General features: G+C 55.4%; 14 protein-coding genes. 7 read left to right on the top strand and 7 right to left on the bottom strand.

Annotation, left to right across the window (positions count from 1 at the left end; all coding sequences use genetic code 11):
* Positions 1 to 302: 302 nt before the first annotated feature.
* A complete protein-coding gene (ansP, locus tag L466_RS10395) occupies positions 303 to 1,799 on the top strand; it encodes an L-asparagine permease (RefSeq protein WP_020884034.1) in 1,497 nt (498 codons plus the stop codon).
* Between the two features lie 71 nt (positions 1,800 to 1,870).
* Here ansP and L466_RS10400 read toward each other — a convergent pair whose 3' ends face one another.
* Positions 1,871 to 2,932 carry a 7-bladed beta-propeller protein YncE gene (locus tag L466_RS10400; RefSeq protein ID WP_032680940.1) on the bottom strand — a complete coding sequence of 354 codons (1,062 nt, stop codon included), beginning with the start codon at positions 2,930 to 2,932 and terminating at the stop codon, positions 1,871 to 1,873.
* Between the two features lie 241 nt (positions 2,933 to 3,173).
* Between L466_RS10400 and pqqU the strand changes: the two genes are divergently transcribed.
* Positions 3,174 to 5,288, top strand: a complete 2,115-nt coding sequence (gene pqqU / locus L466_RS10405; RefSeq protein ID WP_032680939.1) for a TonB-dependent receptor PqqU — start codon at positions 3,174 to 3,176, stop codon at positions 5,286 to 5,288.
* A gap of 133 nt (positions 5,289 to 5,421) precedes the next feature.
* Here pqqU and L466_RS10410 read toward each other — a convergent pair whose 3' ends face one another.
* The 3 genes from L466_RS10410 to L466_RS10420 form a co-directional block, all read right to left on the bottom strand.
* The gene (locus L466_RS10410) at positions 5,422 to 6,090 is read right to left on the bottom strand and encodes a GntR family transcriptional regulator (RefSeq protein ID WP_020884031.1); all 669 of its coding nucleotides are present in this window, start codon (positions 6,088 to 6,090) and stop codon (positions 5,422 to 5,424) included.
* 253 nt (positions 6,091 to 6,343) lie between these two features.
* Positions 6,344 to 7,384 carry an NADP-dependent oxidoreductase gene (locus L466_RS10415; RefSeq protein ID WP_032680938.1) on the bottom strand — a complete coding sequence of 347 codons (1,041 nt, stop codon included), beginning with the start codon at positions 7,382 to 7,384 and terminating at the stop codon, positions 6,344 to 6,346.
* Between the two features lie 65 nt (positions 7,385 to 7,449).
* A complete protein-coding gene (locus L466_RS10420; RefSeq protein WP_032680937.1) occupies positions 7,450 to 8,025 on the bottom strand; it encodes a helix-turn-helix domain-containing protein in 576 nt (191 codons plus the stop codon).
* A 150-nt stretch (positions 8,026 to 8,175) separates the two neighbouring features.
* Here L466_RS10420 and L466_RS10425 point away from each other — a divergent pair, with 150 nt between their 5' ends.
* Positions 8,176 to 8,694, top strand: coding sequence for a GNAT family N-acetyltransferase (locus L466_RS10425; RefSeq protein WP_020884028.1), 519 nt, complete (start codon positions 8,176 to 8,178; stop codon positions 8,692 to 8,694).
* Positions 8,691 to 9,140 (top strand): DMT family transporter, encoded by a 450-nt coding sequence (locus L466_RS10430; RefSeq protein ID WP_014170257.1) that lies wholly within the window; start codon positions 8,691 to 8,693, stop codon positions 9,138 to 9,140. Before L466_RS10425 ends, L466_RS10430 begins: the two co-directional genes overlap by 4 nt.
* Before the next feature lie 14 nt (positions 9,141 to 9,154).
* Here the strand turns inward: L466_RS10430 and L466_RS10435 are convergent, their stop codons facing one another.
* Together L466_RS10435 and L466_RS10440 are read right to left on the bottom strand one after the other, a co-directional pair.
* Entirely contained in the window at positions 9,155 to 9,388 is a 234-nt protein-coding gene (locus tag L466_RS10435) for a YdcY family protein (protein WP_032680936.1), read from the bottom strand.
* 51 nt (positions 9,389 to 9,439) lie between these two features.
* The gene (locus L466_RS10440; RefSeq protein ID WP_032680935.1) at positions 9,440 to 11,038 is read right to left on the bottom strand and encodes an ABC transporter substrate-binding protein; all 1,599 of its coding nucleotides are present in this window, start codon (positions 11,036 to 11,038) and stop codon (positions 9,440 to 9,442) included.
* Between the two features lie 283 nt (positions 11,039 to 11,321).
* Between L466_RS10440 and L466_RS10445 the strand changes: the two genes are divergently transcribed.
* From L466_RS10445 to L466_RS10455, 3 genes are read left to right on the top strand one after another with little or no spacing between them, the layout of a single operon-like run.
* Complete coding sequence (locus L466_RS10445) at positions 11,322 to 12,674, top strand: SrfA family protein (RefSeq protein ID WP_032680933.1); 1,353 nt, start codon at positions 11,322 to 11,324, stop codon at positions 12,672 to 12,674.
* Positions 12,675 to 12,678: 4 nt separating this feature from the next.
* On the top strand, positions 12,679 to 15,660 hold the full coding sequence (locus L466_RS10450; RefSeq protein ID WP_032680932.1) for a virulence factor SrfB: 2,982 nt from the start codon (positions 12,679 to 12,681) through the stop codon (positions 15,658 to 15,660).
* On the top strand, positions 15,657 to 17,831 hold the full coding sequence (locus L466_RS10455; protein WP_032680930.1) for a virulence factor SrfC family protein: 2,175 nt from the start codon (positions 15,657 to 15,659) through the stop codon (positions 17,829 to 17,831). Before L466_RS10450 ends, L466_RS10455 begins: the two co-directional genes overlap by 4 nt.
* Positions 17,832 to 17,864: 33 nt before the next feature.
* Here the strand turns inward: L466_RS10455 and L466_RS10460 are convergent, their stop codons facing one another.
* Positions 17,865 to 18,623 carry an alpha/beta fold hydrolase gene (locus tag L466_RS10460; protein WP_032680929.1) on the bottom strand — a complete coding sequence of 253 codons (759 nt, stop codon included), beginning with the start codon at positions 18,621 to 18,623 and terminating at the stop codon, positions 17,865 to 17,867.
* Positions 18,624 to 18,660 lie beyond the last annotated feature (37 nt).

Here is an 18,660-nt window from a genome sequence, read left to right as displayed (position 1 = left end):
GAAACTGATGATTAAAGCACCACTTCATTAATGGATTTGTCTAAAAACTCACCGCTATTCAGCGTGTTGTGATCCCCGTCTGCTCTGACCACACGATTTCCTTCGACGTGCATCACTTTCGGCACGGTTATATTTTGCGTCGCTTATGAATTGCAGGTAGGATGCCTCGCCATGTTTCGCCTTATCCATACGCAGAATGACTGGGAAGGCAACATGTGTTTGCGCAGAAGCAATCGTTTGTATTGCACTCTGCCAGGCAGGACTATCACGATAATGGTTCAGACAGGCAAACAGGTAACTCAATGAAAACAAGCAATAAAAGCGCAGCCGATCATCACGCTGCTAAACGTCGCTGGTTAAACTCCCATGAAGAGGGCTACCACAAAGCGATGGGCAACCGTCAGGTTCAAATGATCGCCATCGGCGGCGCTATCGGAACGGGTCTGTTTTTAGGTGCTGGCGCTCGTCTGCAGATGGCTGGCCCGGCTCTCGCCCTGGTCTATCTGGTGTGCGGGATCTTCTCTTTCTTCATTCTTCGTGCATTGGGCGAACTGGTACTGCATCGCCCTTCCAGCGGCAGTTTTGTCTCTTACGCCCGTGAATTCCTCGGTGAAAAAGCGGCCTACGTTGCTGGATGGATGTACTTCGTCAACTGGGCAATGACCGGTATTGTCGATATCACCGCCGTCGCGCTTTACATGCACTACTGGGGCGCGTTTGGTGATGTGCCACAATGGGTGTTTGCGCTGGGCGCACTGGCCATTGTCGGCACCATGAACATGATCGGCGTGAAGTGGTTCGCGGAGATGGAGTTCTGGTTCGCGCTGGTAAAAGTGCTGGCCATCGTGGTGTTCCTGGTCGTAGGTACGGTGTTCCTCGGTAGCGGTAAACCGCTTGATGGCAATGCCACCGGTTTCCACCTGATCACTGATAACGGCGGTTTCTTCCCGCATGGCCTGCTGCCTGCGCTGGTGCTGGTTCAGGGTGTGGTGTTCGCGTTCGCGTCCATTGAGCTGGTCGGCACCGCGGCGGGTGAATGTAAAGACCCACAGACCATGGTCCCTAAAGCCATTAACAGCGTTATCTGGCGTATCGGTCTCTTTTATGTTGGTTCCGTGGTGCTGCTGGTTCTGCTGCTGCCGTGGAACGCCTATCAGGCGGGTCAAAGCCCGTTTGTGACCTTCTTCTCTAAACTGGGCGTGCCTTATGTTGGCAGCATCATGAATATCGTGGTGCTGACGGCAGCACTCTCCAGTCTGAACTCGGGTCTTTACTCCACCGGTCGTATCCTGCGCTCCATGTCGATGGGCGGCTCGGCGCCGAAATTCATGTCGAAGATGAGCCGTCAGCATGTGCCTTACGCGGGCATTCTGGCGACGCTGGTGGTATATGTCTTCGGCGTGTTCCTGAACTACCTGGTACCGTCTCAGGTATTCGAAATCGTGCTGAACGTTGCCGCGCTCGGCATCATCGCCTCCTGGGCCTTTATCGTGGTCTGCCAGATGCGTCTGCGCAAAGCGATCAAAGAAGGCAAAGCCGCTGAAGTCAGCTTTAAGCTGCCGGGCGCACCGGTGACCTCCTGGCTCACTCTGCTGTTCCTGTTCAGCGTGCTGGTGCTGATGGCGTTTGATTACCCGAACGGTACCTACACGATCGCCACCATTCCTCTGCTGGCCGTATTGCTGATTGCCGGCTGGTTTGGCGTGCGTAAACGCGTACAAGAAATTCACAGCACGGCGCCGGTTCATCCTGATGATGCCAAACACGACGCCCCGCTGGTTGAAGAGACGTCGCGTTAATATCGACCTGCTGGTTAATACAAAGGGAAGGCATTGCGCCTTCCCTTTTTCTTTGTGTTGAGGAGCGAAACTTAGAGCGTGATACGAATCACGTCATCAGGCTGGGTGGCTTCCTGCTGACGGGTCGATTTTTGTTTTACCGTCACATACAGGGTTTTGCCATCCGCTGAGAGCGCCAGACTGTTCGGGTAGACCGGGGTGTCGAAGGTTTTGGTAACGTTGTAGGTTTTCGCGTCGATTACGCTCACCTTACCCGCTTCACGGTGCGTCACATACGCTTCGTTGCGCGCCGGGTTAAACAGAACGGCCAGCGATTCAGGCACGGCAATTTTCTTGATGACGCTGCCGTCCTTCAGATTCACCACCAGCACTTCCGGCTGCTTTGAGTCGGTTAAGAACGCACGCTGTCCGGCGGTATCCAGGCTCAGATTCAGGTAGAAGTGCTCCTTACCGTCGTCCTGCACTTTTTTACGGCTGAGGATTTTGTGGGTTGCCGTATCAATCGTCACCAGTTCGCCATCAGCATTGGTGGTGTAAAGACGTTTTGCCTTCGCATCCAGCGCCAGGCCGGTGCTGAATTTACCGGTACTGCCGATGGTCTCTTTCAGCTTCAGCGTTGCACCATCCACCACCCAAATCGCGCTCTCCTGGCCTACGCCGGTGATGTAAACCGTGTTTGTGCTGTCATCGGCCACCAGCTGGCGCGGCTGCAGCGGTTTGACGGTTTCACTGCGCTGACGGTTATCCAGCACCAGTCGCCCTTTCACGTCACCTGTTTTGGCATCAATCGCGGTTACCGCGCCGTTGATGGTGTTACCAAACCACAGTGTCTGTGTGGCATTATCAAGGGTGGCACCGAACGGTTTGAGATCGTTATGAATGACCTGCGTCACGTCCAGCGTGACCGGGTCAAGGCGATAGACAATCCCGCCTTTGTCCGTTTTGCGGCTCTGCGATGTCGCGACCCACAGCGCATTCTCCTGCTGGCTCACGGCCATTTCATATGCGCCTTTCCCGACCGCTTTGCGCAACATCTCTTCGGCAGCATGAACCTGGAAGGTTCCGGCAAACAGTAACGCCCCTGACAGCAGAGACATACTCAGGCGCGGCGAGCACAGATGACGTAAAGACATAACAATTCCTTTTTTGAACACTGGGTTTACTGCTGACATCACTTCCGGCAGGCAACGTAATGGCATTGCCGTCTTGATAATGAGAATAGTAATCATTTATGAGTTAAATGTGGAGTTTTTCTTTCCTCCCTGGCCTTTCATTAACGCAATGTGCGGTTATAGTTTTCAAAAGATTTACAAAAGATTTAACATATATGGACATGTTCCATTTGGTACGTTTTTTCCATAACCGGTCTATTTCATGAAAATCATTTCTGCCCGTAAGGCAACGCTTCCACTGCTGCTGGTTCCTGTTATCTCTGCGCCTCTCACTGCGATGAGTGCTGATGAACAGACCATGATCGTCAGCGCCACGCCGCAAACCGTCTCGGAGCTCGATACCCCGGCGGCGGTCAGCGTCGTGAATGGCGATGATATGCGTCATGCTGCGCCACGCATTAACCTGTCTGAATCTCTTGGCAGCGTGCCGGGACTGCAGATCCAGAACCGCCAGAATTACGCTCAGGATCTCCAGCTTTCGATGCGTGGGTTTGGTGCCCGCTCAACCTTCGGCGTGCGCGGTATCCGTATGTATGTCGACGGTATTCCGGCAACCATGCCGGATGGACAGGGACAAACCTCCAATATCGATCTCTCCAGCGTGGACAGCGTAGAAGTGCTGCGCGGCCCCTTCTCTGCCCTTTATGGCAACGCCTCTGGCGGCGTGATCAACATGAAGACCCAGACCGGGCAGCAACCGCCGACCATCGAGGCCAGCAGCTATTACGGCAGTTACGGTACCTGGCGCTATGGAATGAAAGCCACCGGCGCGATGGGTGACGGGACGCATGCCGGGGATGTGGACTACACCGTGTCCACTACCCGTTTCACGACTAAAGGTTATCGCGACCACAGCGGCGCGCGGAAGAATCTCGCCAACGCTAAACTGGGTGTTCGTATTGATGACGTGAGCAAGCTGACGCTGATTTTCAACAGCGTGGACATGAAAGCCAACGATCCGGGTGGACTGAGTGCCCAGGAGTGGCATGACAACCCTCGCCAGTCTCCGCGTGGCGATCAATACAATACGCGCAAGACCATCAAGCAGACCCAGGCTGGCCTGCGCTACGATCGTCAGCTCAGCACCCAGGACGATCTCAGCGTCATGATGTACGCCGGCGAACGTGAAATGACGCAGTACCAGTCAATTCCTTATCAGCCTCAGCTGAGACCTTCCCACTCCGGCGGCGTGATTGATATGCAGCGCCATTACCAGGGGATTGATACCCGCTGGACGCACCGTGGCGAACTGCTGGTTCCGGTCACCTTTACCACCGGTCTGAACTACGAAAACATGAGCGAAGATCGTCGCGGATACGAGAACTTCGTCATGAACAACGGCGTGCCGGAGTACGGCGTCAAGGGCGACAAACGTCGTAACGAACGTAACCTGATGTGGAACGTCGACCCGTACCTGCAAACCAGCTGGCAGTTAACGCAGAAACTCTCCGTGGATGCCGGCGTCCGTTACAGCTCGGTCTGGTTTGACTCCAACGACCATTACGTGACCCCGGGCAACGGAGACGACAGCGGTGACGCAAGCTATCATAAGTGGCTCCCGGCCGGTTCGGTGAAATATGCCGTGACCGATGCGTGGAATCTCTATGCTGCGGCAGGTCGCGGGTTTGAAACGCCAACCATCAATGAGCTCTCTTATCGTGCGGATAACCAGGGCGGCCTCAACATTGGCCTGAAACCTTCCACGAACAATACCTATGAAGTGGGCAGCAAAACCCGTATCGGTAATGGTCTGCTGACGGCAGCGCTGTTCCGCACCGATACGGATGATGAGATTGTCGTCGATGCCAGCGCTGGTGGTCGTACCAGCTATAAAAACGCCGGTAAAACCCGTCGTCAGGGGGTTGAAGTTTCCCTGGATCAGCAGTTTGCTGAGAACTGGAAGCTGAAAATGGCGTGGACCTATCTGGACGCCACCTATCGAACCAACGTGTGCAGCACCGGCGACTGTAACGGCAACCGTATGCCGGGCATTGCCCGCAACATGGGTTATGCCTCGTTTGGCTGGCAGCCGGAAGAAGGCTGGTATGCGGGATCGGATGTGCGCTACATGAGCGATATCATGGCGGATGACGAGAACACGGCGAAAGCCCCGTCCTACACGGTGGTTGGGCTGAATACCGGGTATAAATTCAACTACGGTAACTGGGGAATGGACGTCTTTGGTCGCGTCGATAACCTGTTCGATAAAGAGTATGTCGGATCGGTTATCGTGAATGAATCCAACGGGCGTTATTACGAACCTGCACCGGGCCGTAACTACGGCGTAGGTCTGTCGGTCTCTTATCGCTTCGAGTAAGCAAAAAGCATTCTTTTTTGCTGAATATTATTTTTATAAATGGAATAACGCTCCTGATGGCAATAAGCCATCAGGAGTATTTAACCAGGAATATAATTCGCGGCAGGATATAGTCGCTCTGCTAAATAATCTCTCAGTTAAAATATTGTCGCTGTAAAAGCGTGTTCGCTTCGTCAATCAACGTCTCTATCGCCTTCTGACTGCCATCAACATCTCTTCGCTCAAGCGCGGACAGGAGCTCGGCGTAGTGATAAGTCGACACCTTGATGTCGTTAAGCTCCTGATGCAGATAGTTCATGCAAGGTCCAATACGCACCCATAGCTGCTCAATTAAGGCGCTGAGTGTCGGCATTTCCGCGTACTGATAAAGCGTAAACCGAAAGATGCGGTTAGCATGCAGCGCCTGCTGAACGTGCCCGTTGCGCATGGCTTCATGGAATGTCTCTGATAGCTTGCGCAACACCTCCAGCTTATTTTCCGTCATATGCTGACAGGCGGCAGCTACCGCCATAGGCTCAAGCTGTTTTCTGATGGCGTTAATCTCGTTATAACGCTCAAGCGTGACCTCAGGAACCAGAAACGCCTGGGCCGGCGTGGCGTGCAATGCCCCAGACGACACCAGACGCAAAAGCGCCTCGCGAACCGGGGTAATACTGGTTCCTAATTTATCAGCAATTTCTTTGGTAATCAGTCGAGCGCCAGGTTTCAGTGAGCCTGTAATTAACGCGCCTTTCAAACTGAGTTCGACTTGCATGGTAAGACTGATCCTTTGCGCTTTTTCTAAATGGTCCAAATCAAGCATGTTCAATTCCTGTAGCTAATACTTAATGCTATTTTTAAACGCCGTTTTTTATAAACGACGCTGTTCCGATATATCCTGTATCGTCATGCCTGGTGATGGGAAATCTGTAAAAATGTCAAGAAATGCAAAATTTATTTTTTTCGTTTTCGTGCTCATCTGAACGGAAGGCGCGAAAAGCCATGTCCAGTTAATTAAAGACAATATATCGTATCTTCACAAATAAATATGGCGGGAAACCCCGCCATATTTTAGATTATTTATTGTCACCCGCGACGCGAATCACGACTTTGCCGAAGTTTTTTCCTTCAAGAAGGCCAATCAGCGCCTCAGGCGCATTCTCCAGGCCCTCTGTAACCTGCTCACGGTAGTGAATTTTGCCTTCCTGCACCCAGCGCCCCATCTCATCCTGGAACTCCTTGATGCGATGGCCGTAGTCCTGAGCGATGATAAACCCCTGCATACGAATACGTTTCTTCAGAATCGTCGCCATCAATAACGGCAAACGATCCGGCCCTTCCGGCAGACCCGTCGCATTGTAACCGCTCACCAGACCACATACCGGTACGCGCGCCGAGGTGTTCAGTAAGGGCAACACGGCGTCAAAGACTTTCCCGCCGACGTTTTCATAATAGACATCAATCCCTTTCGGGCAGGCCTTTTCCAGCTGGGCCGCGAAGTCATCGGCATGATGATCCAGGCACTGGTCAAACCCGAGCACCTCGACGGCATGGCGGCATTTTTCTGCACCACCGGCAACGCCGATCACCCGGCAACCTTTGATTTTACCGATCTGCCCGACCGTCGCACCAACCGGCCCCGTCGCCGCCGCAACCACCAGCGTTTCACCGGCTTTAGGCTGGCCGATGTCCAGTAGCCCCATATAGGCGGTAAACCCTGGCATACCCAGAATGCCCAGCGCCCACGAGGGGTGAGAAATATTATCGCCCAGTTTCACCAGGCCGCTGCCGTCTGAAATTTCATACTCCTGCCAGCCGCTGTAGCCCAGCACCCACTCACCCGGCGTATAGTCCGGATGGTTTGACTGCTCCACGCGGCTGACCGTTCCCCCCACCATGACCGCCCCAATTTCCACTGGCGGTGAATAGGAAGGTGCATCACTCATGCGGCCACGCATGTAAGGATCAAGCGACAGCCAGACCGTGCGCAGCAAAAGCTGTCCTGCCTGAGGTTCAGGAACAGGCTGCTCTTCCAGACGAAAATTCTCCGCGACCGGCGCACCGTGCGGACGAGAAGCCAGAACCCAGCGGCGATTTTGCGAAACAGATTGATTCATCAGGAACTCCTTCTGGTACAAATGTCATTAGAGCCTGGCTCATGATCGGCGTAAACGCTTTAACTTTACGAGCCAGACTGGTTATGCCGCACAACCAGATAGATACAGGTTTCATTCGTCTCATTAATGAACCGGCAGTCGTTAGGCGGCCCCAGTTCCAGGCAATCACCGGCGTGCATTTCATGACGGGTATCGCCCTCCTGGAAAACCAGTTCGCCAGACTGCAGCCAGATAAGCTGGCGCGCCAGCGCATACGACGAAGCGGGCATAGGGACATCGCTTCCCGCCGGCAGCTCAACCTGAACAAGATCGATGGGCAGATCGGTGCGGGGTGAAACGTGGCGGCGGAGGTAGTGTGTCTGAGGGTCACGCCAGACGGGCTGGTTTTCCAGACGCAGCAGCTTTCCTTCCTGCATTTCGGCCCTGGCGATCAGCGTTGACATGCTGATGCCAAACGCGCCGGATAACCGCGCGAGCAAGGTCGCCGTCGGGCTGCTGTCCCCGCGCTCTATCTTGTGGATCATGGCGCGCGAGACGCCGGCCCGGTCAGCAAGCTCGCTTAATGACCATCCTCGCGACTCGCGTTCAAGGCGAATTCGCGCGCTAATCCTTTGATTCATTGTGTCTGTCATAGTATTCATGACGTCATACTATAGTGTATGAACGGCATTTCAACGCGGTTTTGATAACAAAAAAATCTGGCTTATGTCATAGCCATCCGTCTGTACAGTTGTGTAATATCGTACTCACAACGTAACACTATAGTGAACAACACACTCAGAGGTTCAAACATGATCGTTCGTCATGCCTGCAAAGAAGACTGCGCCGCTATTGGGGAGATTTACAACCACGCGGTGCTGCATACTGCCGCGATCTGGAATGATAAAACCGTCGATACGGATAACCGCATTGCCTGGTTTGAGGCGCGTGCCCTCGCAGGCTACCCGGTGCTGGTGAGTGAAGAGAATGGCGTTATCACCGGCTACGCCTCGTTTGGCGACTGGCGCGCCTTTGACGGTTTCCGGCATACGGTAGAGCATTCTGTCTACGTTCATCCGGATCATCAGGGCAAAGGTATTGGCCGCACGCTGATGAACGCGCTGATTATTGAAGCGCGGACCCTCGGCAAACACGTCATGGTGGCGGGCATTGAGGCGCAAAACCAGGCCTCTATTCATCTTCATGAGACGCTCGGTTTTGTGACCACCGGTCAGATGCCGCAGGTGGGCACGAAGTTTGGCCGCTGGCTGGATCTGACCTTTATGCAGTTGCAGCTTGATGAGCGCAGCGATCCGGACGCTATCTCATGAATCAGTCTCTGACGCTGGCTTTTCTGGTGGCGGCGGGAATTGGCCTGGTGGTGCAAAACACCTTAATGGTGCGCATCACTCAGTCCTCCTCGACCATTCTTATCGCGATGCTGCTGAATTCTCTGGTTGGCATTGTGCTGTTTGTCAGCATTCTGCTGCTAAAACAGGGCTTCGCCGGATTTAGCGAGTTGGCTTCAACGATCCGCTGGTGGACGTTGATCCCGGGGCTGTTAGGGTCGTTTTTTGTTTTTGCCAGTATCAGCGGCTATCAAAATGTTGGCGCAGCGACAACCATCGCCGTGCTGGTGGCAAGCCAGTTGATTGGCGGGCTGGTAATGGATGTACTCAGAAGCAATGGCATCCCCTTGCGCGCGCTGATTGGCCCGGTGTGCGGTGCCGTAATGCTGGTGGTCGGGGCGTGGCTGGTTGCGAGACGCCAGTTCTGACCCCCGGCTCACCGCTACAGAATCGTACCGCCTTTGGTCAGCAATTCCTGACGGGCGTCCATCTCTTCTTTATGTTGCTTACCGTGATGTGCAATCGCGGTACGCAGACGCTGCTGCTGACTGTAGCGATCTTCACGACTTAACGCTGCGTCATCGCTCAGTTCGATCAGCAGTTCATTCATTCGGCTAATCACTCCCGCTTCGATGGCGGTATCGACACGGGCGATAACTTCATTTAAATGTGACATTGTCACTCCTTGCCAGATGCCCGGCAGGCGCGGTGCCTGCCGGGAAAAATGTCAGTTCAGTTTCGCTTTGGAGAAATCGCTGCCCATCAGGCTCACGCTGTACCCCGTTACGTTGCTGCGGGTGGCGTAGAACGTTTTGCCGTTCGCCAGCGCAATCCACGGTGCCTGAGCATAGAAGATCTCCTGCGCCTGGCTGTAGAGTTTCGCACGCTCACCCGGGTTGCTGGTCAGTTTGGCTTTCTTGACCAGATCATCATACCCCTTATCGCACCAGCGCGCGGCGTTCGATCCGGTTTTGATGCTGTCGCATCCCAGCAGTACATCAGCAAAGTTATCCGGGTCGCCGTTATCGGACATCCAGCCAAACAGCGCGGAATCATGCTCCCCTTTACGCATACCGGAGAGATACTCGCCCCACTCGTAAGAGACAATTTTGGCCTTCACGCCGACTTTTGCCCAGTCGCTCTGGATCATCTCCGCAATACGCTTCGAGTTAGGGTTATACGGACGCTGCACAGGCATTGACCACAGCGTCACGTCCGCGCCCTTCTCCAGACCGGCCTGTTTCAACAAAGCTTTCGCTTTTTCAGGATCGTAGCTGTAGTCCTTCAGATCGTTATTAAAGCCCAGCATATTCGGCGGAATGGGTGATTTCGCCACCGTACCGGAACCCATAAAGACCGCATTCACGATGGCTTTTTTGTCCGTCGCATAGTTCAGGGCCTGACGCACCAGCACGTTATCAACCGGTTTTTTCTCGGTATTGAACGCCAGATACCCCACGTTCAACGCCTCCACGGCGTGCAGCTTCAGGTCTTTATTTTTGTTAATAACATCAAACTGAACCGGTGACGGCGCAGGAATAATCTGGCATTCGTTGGTCTGCAGCTTCGCCAGACGCGTTTCTACGTTTGGCGTGATGGAGAAAATAAGGTGTTTCGTCGGAACCGCACCTTCCCAGTAGTTCGGGTTAGCGACGTAGCGGATCAGCGAATCCACTTTGTACTGCTGCAGAACGTACGGCCCGGTACCAATCGGCCAGGTATCGACATTCTCAGGCGTCCCTTTTTTCAGCATCGCGTCAGCGTATTCAGCGGAAAGAATAGAGGCGAAATCCATCCCCCAGTCAGCAAGGAATGCGGCGTTTGGTTCGCTCAGCGTAAACTGCACGTGATAATCATCAACCTTTTTGACGTCCTGAATCAGCTTGTCCAGACCTACGTCATTAAAGTATTCATAATTACCCTGCGAGACATTGTGATAAGGATGCTTAGGGTCTTTCTGACGCATGACGGAAAAAATAACGTCATCCGCATTAAAATCACGGGTCGGCTTGAAGTATTTATTGCTGTTGAACTTGACCCCTTTACGCAGCGTAAAGGTATAAGTCTTACCGTCCGGGGAAATTGTCCAGGACTCTGCCAGCGACGGTACCGGGGTGTTTTTCACCGGGTCGAAATTGATCAGGCGGTTATACAGGACCTGAGAACTGGCCACGAATGACGGGCCTGAGCTGGCGATCTGCGGGTTGAAAGACTCGGGTGATGCTTCAGAGCAATAAATGATGGTGTCATTATTCGCCGCCCATGCGGCACCTGCTGGTAAGAGAGTGCTCAGCGCGAGGGCGAGCAGCGTTTTCCCTGTAGACATGGTTATAACCCTGGCAGTTTTATTATATTGGACTGTAATAACAGCACAGCCGCTATAACCTGGCAAATAACGAATCACTATCAGGTTATTCTAAAGCAACGTTTTCCGCTGGTTTTACAGCCAGTGCGCCAGAGGTTGATTTGCCTTAAGTGCCATTATTCGTCAAGCACAACCGCACCTTTCTATGCCACAAGAAATCGTCCCTTTTGGCGTCTCTTCCTCCGTTTGGTTGCTTCCCGATTTCGTTAAAGTAACGGTGTGAAGAAGTATATGGGATCAAATCGTGGCAAAAACTCTTTTACGCAGCGGTAATTTGGATGACTTTCAGGCCGTTGGCGGCGGCGGACAAGCCGTTTTTGAATCAGCGTTACAAATCCGGGAAGCGCTCCGGTTACGCAAACAACAGGCGATTGTCGACTGTCTGGCTATTCCGCAGGTCAATGATGGTGGCGACCGTGTCGACTGGTATTCGCCGGTCGACGGTAGTGTAACCAGCTGGAAAGCGGCGAACGAAGACGATCGTTATCGCGCCCTTCGCTATCTGGAAAATACGCTGGCCAGCGTTGAATCGCTCAGTAAGAAGTGCCTGCAGTCGCCAAAAACAGCGCAACAGCTTTTCGGCTCCCTGCTGTCGAAAGCATTTCAGTTTCCCGGCGAAAATTTCCTTTTCCTGGTTGATGGAAAGCCGGTCATAAGCTTCTGGGGGTTTGTAAACCTCAATGAGAATGCGCGTGACGACGTACTCGACTGTTTACGTGAATCGCTGATCCCTGAGCCAGCCCCGATTGTCATTGAAGACCCTGAACCCGAGCCGGAACCGACCCCAGTCCTGACCTTTGAACAGGCCGATGAGCCGCTGATCGCCCCGGCCACGGTGGTGCGCATCACGCCGGACGAACTGTATACGCCTGAGCCTGCGCCGGTCATTGTGCCGCCTGTGGAAGAACCCGAGCCAGAGCCTGCGATCGTAGCCAAAAAACGCCGCGTTCCCCTGTGGACGCTTCCGGTTGCCGCCGTGATCGTTGCCGCGATTGCCACCCCGTTGCTGTGGCCAAAACAGGCCCCTTCTGCCGAGCCAGTGGCTGTCGTTGCCCCTGAACCTGTCGCCATTGCGCCAAAGCCGATTAAAGCCGTTGAGCCACTGCCGATGAAATTACCGCTGCATCAGGCAGAGGTGGTCGCAAGCAAAGAAAAAGAGCCGGCTCCCGTTGCTACCCCAGCGCCTGCGCCGGTTGTGATTGCGGCGATCCCGAAAGACGCCATGGTCATGGAAGCAAACCAGGTGAAAGCGGGGTCGACGCGTTTTCTGAACGGAACATGGCGTGCGATCCTCGACGTGAAAGATCCGATTACCGGCAAACCACCGTCGCTGCGCTATCAGATCCAGAACAATAAAGGCTTCGCTCGTGTTGTTCACGGTGACAATGTTGTCTGCCGCGTGGAGGTTTTCTCCGGGCTGCACAGCAATGGCGAACTGATGATTAAGAGTCGCGGTAATGCCCGCTGCACAGACGGTTCACGCTACCCGATGCCGGAAGTTGCCTGTAAAGCAGGTACCAGCGATGTCGCTGAATGTAATGCCCGTTATGATGCCAAAACCGTCGTTCCACTGACGTTCAAGAAAGCAGGTGCCTGACCCTATGCTGGTAAATCTTTGCGACTATAAACAGAGCGTCACGCTTATTGCCAACAGCGGCGTGCAATTCCTCGATTTTGGCCTGACTCCGCAGGACACCGCCAGCAACGGGCGCTTCGTACGTAAAACCGCCAACGGTCCGCTTCTGCGTCTCGATTTCGATCTCGTCAACGGGCGTTACACGCTGCCGGGATTGAACGGCGGACAGCCTGAAGTGGTGAAACCGGAAACCACGATCCCACTGCATCAGTCCCTGACGGTGCTGGATGGTGTCTGGCTCCCCATTCCCTTCCTGCGCTTCAATCCGCCACGTACCTTTGTTGACGGGCCGGATAACTGGGCGCGTGTCCAGGTGCGTAAACTTGAAACGCCTGATGCGGCAGGTAATACACACCGCGTCACGCTCGCTCTCGACAGCCAGATTGCAGCGCATGCTACTGCCGCGCTGTCCCCGGTTGAAAATGACATTCTCAACGGCACCCGTTTCGGACTGGCATGGCGTGACGATGAGGTGGAAAGCTTCCTCGACCAGACCTGGATTGATGGCTGGCTGCGCGAGGCGTTTACCCACTATGCGACCGACGTTGAAAACCGCGCGGAACGCGACCTGCAACAGGCAATGCGCAGCTTTGAGTACCAGGCACACTGGCTCAACCTGCTGTCCATGCTCGGTGAACAGCTTACCGTACCGGAAGTGAAATTTGTCACCCATACCCTCAGTACGCCGGCTATTCCGGTCGACCTGATCCTCGACGTCGGGAATACCCATACCTGCGGCGTTATTATTGAAGATCACGGTGATGCGAACGACGGTCTGCGCCAGACGGCCGAACTGCAGGTGCGCTCGTTAAGCGAACCACAGTTCCTCAATGAGCCGCTGTTTACCAGTCGTCTGGAGTTTTCAGAAGCGCGTTTTGGCAAGCAGCACTTCTCGGTGGAAAGTGGGCGTGAAGATGCCTTTGTCTGGCCGTCTATTGTCCGCGTGGGCGACGAAGCCCGCAAACTGGCTACGCGCCGTCTGGGCACGGAAGGTAACAGCGGTATCTCCAGCCCGCGTCGCTACCTGTGGGATGAAACCCCGGTGGTCCAGGACTGGCGCTTTAGCCAGATGAACAGCAAAACCCAGCGCGAACCGCTGGCGACCGCGTTCCCGCTGATGAACCTGATGAACGATGACGGTGAACCGCTCTTTACGCTGCCGCAGGACGAGCGACTGCCGGTTTTCTCCCCGCAGTACAGCCGCAGCACGCTGATGACGCATATGCTGTGCGAACTGCTGGCACAGGCGCTGGGGCAGATCAACAGCGTTGCCACGCGCCTGCGTCTGGGCTTTCCGGCCTCGCCACGCCAGCTGCGTACGCTGATCCTGACCCTGCCCTCGGCGATGCCGAAGCAGGAACGCGAGATCTTCCGTCGCCGCATGTTCGAAGCGATCGCTATCGTCTGGAAAGCGATGGGCTGGCACCCGCAGGACGACGATTTTGCCACCCGTAAGCACCAGGAAAAAAGCGTGGTGCCGGTACCTGCAATCCAGATGGAGTGGGACGAGGCCAGCTGTGGTCAACTGGTGTGGCTGTACAACGAAGCGATCTCACATTTTGGTGGTCAGACGGAAGCGTTCTTCGCCTCCCTCGCCCGCCCGGATCGTGAACCTGAACCAGGCGTTCAGCCGGGGCGCTCGCTGCGTGTCGCCTCTATCGACATTGGCGGTGGCACAACCGACATGGCGATCACCCATTATCAGCTGGATGACGGCTCCGGTAACAACGTCAAAATCACGCCGCAGCTGCTGTTCCGTGAAGGGTTTAAAGTGGCCGGTGACGACACCCTGCTGGACGTCATCCAGCGCTATGTGTTACCCGCCCTGCAAACCCAGCTGCAGAAGTCCGGCATCGCCGATGCCTCTCTGCTGATGGCCTCGCTGTTTGGTGACTCAGGACGTATCGATACTCAGGCGGTATTGCGCCAGCAAACGGCGCTTCAGCTCTTTATGCCGATTGGTCACGCCATCCTTGCCGCGTGGGAATCCAGCGACATCGACGATCCGCTGGCAGGCTTGCATGCCACCTTTGGCGATCTGCTGTCGCAGAAACCGACCCGCAACGTGATGAATTATCTGCAACAGGCCGTCGATCATGCCTTGCCGGCAGGTTCAGACGCCTTCGATCTGTTTGCCGTTCCGCTGCACGTGAATTTCCGTGAAATGCAGGATGCGATGCTGGCAGGCCAGTTCACGCTGGCGTCACCCCTGCATGCGGTGTGCGAGGCCATTTCACATTACAGCTGCGATATTCTGCTGATCACGGGGCGTCCGGGCTGCCTGCCTGGCGTTCAGGCGCTTATTCGCCACCTGCAGCCGGTGCCGGTTAATCGCATCGTCTGGCTGGATAAATACCAGGTTCATGAATGGTACCCGTTCAGCCAGCAAGGACGCATTGGTAATCCAAAATCGACCGCCGCCGTCGGCGCGATGCTTTGCAGCCTGGCGCTTGACCTGCGACTGCCGCGCTTTAACTTTAAAGCCGCGGATATCGGTGCATATTCAACGGTTCGCTATCTGGGCGTACTGGATAACACCGTAAACACCCTGCGTGAAGAAAACGTCTGGTATCAGGATATCGACCTGGATAAACCGGGTGCGAAACTCGACGCTCGTCTGCACTTCCCGCTGCGCGGAAATGTGACGCTCGGTTTCCGCCAGCTGGCGAACGCGCGCTGGCCGGCAACGCCGCTCTATACGCTTAGCATCAACTCGGCCGAACTGGCCAAAGCGATTGCGGGTGACGGCGTGCTGAACGTGCGGCTCAAACTTTGTGGCGGCAATAAGCATGAAGGGCCTGAATCCTTCGCGCTGAGCGATGCCTGGTTGCAGGACGGGACGCCGGTTCCGCCTGATGCTTTAACCTTCAAACTGAATACTCTGGCCGATCGCCGTCATAGCGGCAGCCACTACTGGATCGACAGCGGGAGCGTATACCTGAAATGACTGCGACGATGACCACCACTCAGGCCTTAATCGGGTGGATAAATGAGACGCGCCTGAACGCCCCTGTGCTGGATAACGAGGCCGATGCCCTTCTTGCGCGCATCAACGCGACGCAGGCACGGGAGCAGGCCATTGACCGCGCCCTGTCACGCCCGGGCAGTATTGGACTTTACGGTCATTCTCAGAGTGCAAAAGCGCATCTGCTTTTATCGCTGTGCGGCAGCGGTAATGGCCGCCTGAACGTTACGCCAGGCCAGCGTACATTTGACTATTTTTCGCACATTAATCCGGGACATGCCCTGACCAACATGGCCGTGCGGTTCACCCGCGGAAATACAGAGGTGATGGATGAGGCGTTCCCGCTGCGCCTGAGCCTGGTGACAGAGGCAGAGCTGGTGCAGCTGTTTATCGCCCGCACCACGCTGCAGCCGGACATCCGCGCCGTGGATAAAGCGGTCATTGAGACGCGCCTGGAGAAGTGGCGTGGCCTGCGCCAGCCGCAGGGCGTTCCTGGTATTACAGCTCAGGACGTGGGTGCCATCGCCCGCTTCTGGCAAAGCTCAGTACCTGCCGCGAAACAGCAAATTGATGATGCCCTGTGGCATCAGTTTGCACAGCTGGTCCCTTCGCTCGATCTCAGCACGCGAGCCAGCGTCTGGTCGCTGCTGTGGGGTGAGCAACAGGAGTTGACCCAGCAGTGGTTAAAGCTCGCTCATGTCCTGCATCAGACCAGCCATGCCGGAGCACTCGCCGCCCCGCTCAGCCTGCTGGTCGATAACTTCGGGCTGCCGGGCGAAGGGTTCCTGACTCACGGCACCTTTACCCTTCCGGAGGCCCAGGAGACGCTGCTTCATCCGCTGAACAACGGCGAGATGCTTAACGCCATCAGTATCCCTGTCGATACGCTCGCCTTCCTGACGCGTGAGCTGGTCTTGCCGGTCGAAAGCAGCGCCCTGGATAATGTCGATATTATTGATATTCCTGTCTTTTCAGATAACAGCGCCGATACACTGAACCAGGCTAAATGCCAGTGGTTGCTGGAGCATTATCGCCAGCAGCTGCAACCGGACGTGCTTGTTATCTGCAATGCGACAGCCCAGCACGAGCAAACGGCTAAAAAAGCCCGGGTGCTGATGAACTGGGTCAAAGAGACTCAGCCGGTTGAAGAATCCGCCCTGCCGGGGCTGGTGTGGGCGATTACGCCTCACGACGCACGTTTTACCACCCGTCAGAACCTCGATGAAACGGTACAGCACCTGTTGGGCAAACCGGGTGTGCGCTGGGGGACACTGCAGGCGCTGGACAGCCACAGCATGCAGCGCGTGATCGAGTGGTTGTCTCAGGCCACGTTACCCGCTCAGCGGCAGAAGCGTCTTAGCACGCTGAAAGCAATGCTGCGCCAGGAACTCTCGGCCCTGATGAAGGGGTATCTGGCACCGCTGGTTGAGGAACCCGGCGCCAGACGAACTCAGGCCGAAAACATGGTGCGCGTTCTGCAAAGCTCCGCCGCCCGCCACGGTGAACTGCTTGAAGGTCTTCTGCCGCCGCTTAAAGCCTTTGAAACCCTGCTGGCCGTTCAGCAGCCCCGCGAGGAGCAGGTGAACGGACTGTTTACGGATACCATTGACCTGTTTGCCGAGCATGCCCAGGAGAACGCCAGTCCATTCCAGACCAAAGACAAAGCTCGCCTGGCGCATAAAGTCTGGATAAACCATCTGCGCCAGTGGAGCCGCAACGATGCCACTGCCGCGCGCCTTGGGCTGGAACCCGCTGTTTTGCAGCAAATTGCTGACGTTCTGGTGGTGGCCAGCTACCGACTGAACCTGCCGCAGCAGCTGCAGAACATCGTTGAAACCGACAAGTGCAGCGCAGCCCAACTGCATGCCGTAATGGGCAACTTCATTGGCTGGCTGGGCTACGATCGGACACCCGCAGAGGCACGCCCGGCGAGCCGCATCCGTAAAGGCCAGGCAATCTTTGTCACGCCGGTGGTCAACAGTACCGCGCCGCGCCTGACGCGTCTGGGAGAACAACCCGTACATGCGGCAACGGTGTATGTCTATGACTGGCTGGTCGCCCTCTATAGCCGGGCAATAGAGAACATCGATTTCCGCCACCCGCACGATGTACAGCCTGCCGCACGCCAGGCCTTACAAGCCCTGTTACGTTAGCGCTCCTGGCCCGCAGAGATGCGGGCTATCCTTTCAGGTCGTGGTCATACACTCTGCTAACGTCTGCGCCAGTGCCGACGGATTTTCCCAGGACATGGAGTGTCCGGCCGCTGGGATGATTTTCACCTCAACGCCCCGCTTTTGCAGAGAGTCCGCATCATCATCAGGCAGGGACCACTCGCCGAAAATCAACGTCACCGGGCAGCGCAGAGACAAAAACTGAACCTCCCATTCCGGCTCTACCCCTTCCACCAGGCTGGACGCGCCACGCCACACGGCATACGGCGCATTGCTTTGCAGACTGCCCGCCCAGGGTGAGGTTTCTGCACTGAGCAGCGCATCATACCCCTGCGCCAGGAACTGTTGTTCCGTCTGTGCAGCAATAGAGCGGCTGAACATGCCACCTCCGGCGTGAAAATTGGGTTCCGACACCATCAACCCTTTTACGCGTGGCGCCATCAGTCCTGCTGCCTCGATAGCAATGCTGCCACCCATACTATGACCATATAGCCAGAAGCTATTGAGTTTGAGATGGTCCAACAGTTCAGCCACCACTCGCGCCTGCTCGCTGGTGCGATAACGATACTGCACGGGTTTGTCGCTGTAACCGCTGCCGGGGAGATCGATAAGAATGGCTCTGCGCGCACCAAACCGGGCGTCAGAAACGATACGAGGATATTCATAAGAAGAGGCGCAGCCTAACCCGTGAATAAACACCACAGGATCGCCAGAGCCGGGAAGATCGTGCCAGCGCACAACGCAGCCGGCCTGCTGCGAGTAAAAACTGTTCATAAGCACTCCTTTAACGATTTACTGTGTATTTATACAG

The organism is Enterobacter sp. BIDMC 30, from assembly GCF_000534355.1.
Classification (GTDB): domain Bacteria; phylum Pseudomonadota; class Gammaproteobacteria; order Enterobacterales; family Enterobacteriaceae; genus Enterobacter; species Enterobacter ludwigii.
The sequence above is the reverse complement of the archived record's forward strand: the minus strand, read 5'-3'. Positions and strand labels throughout refer to the sequence as shown.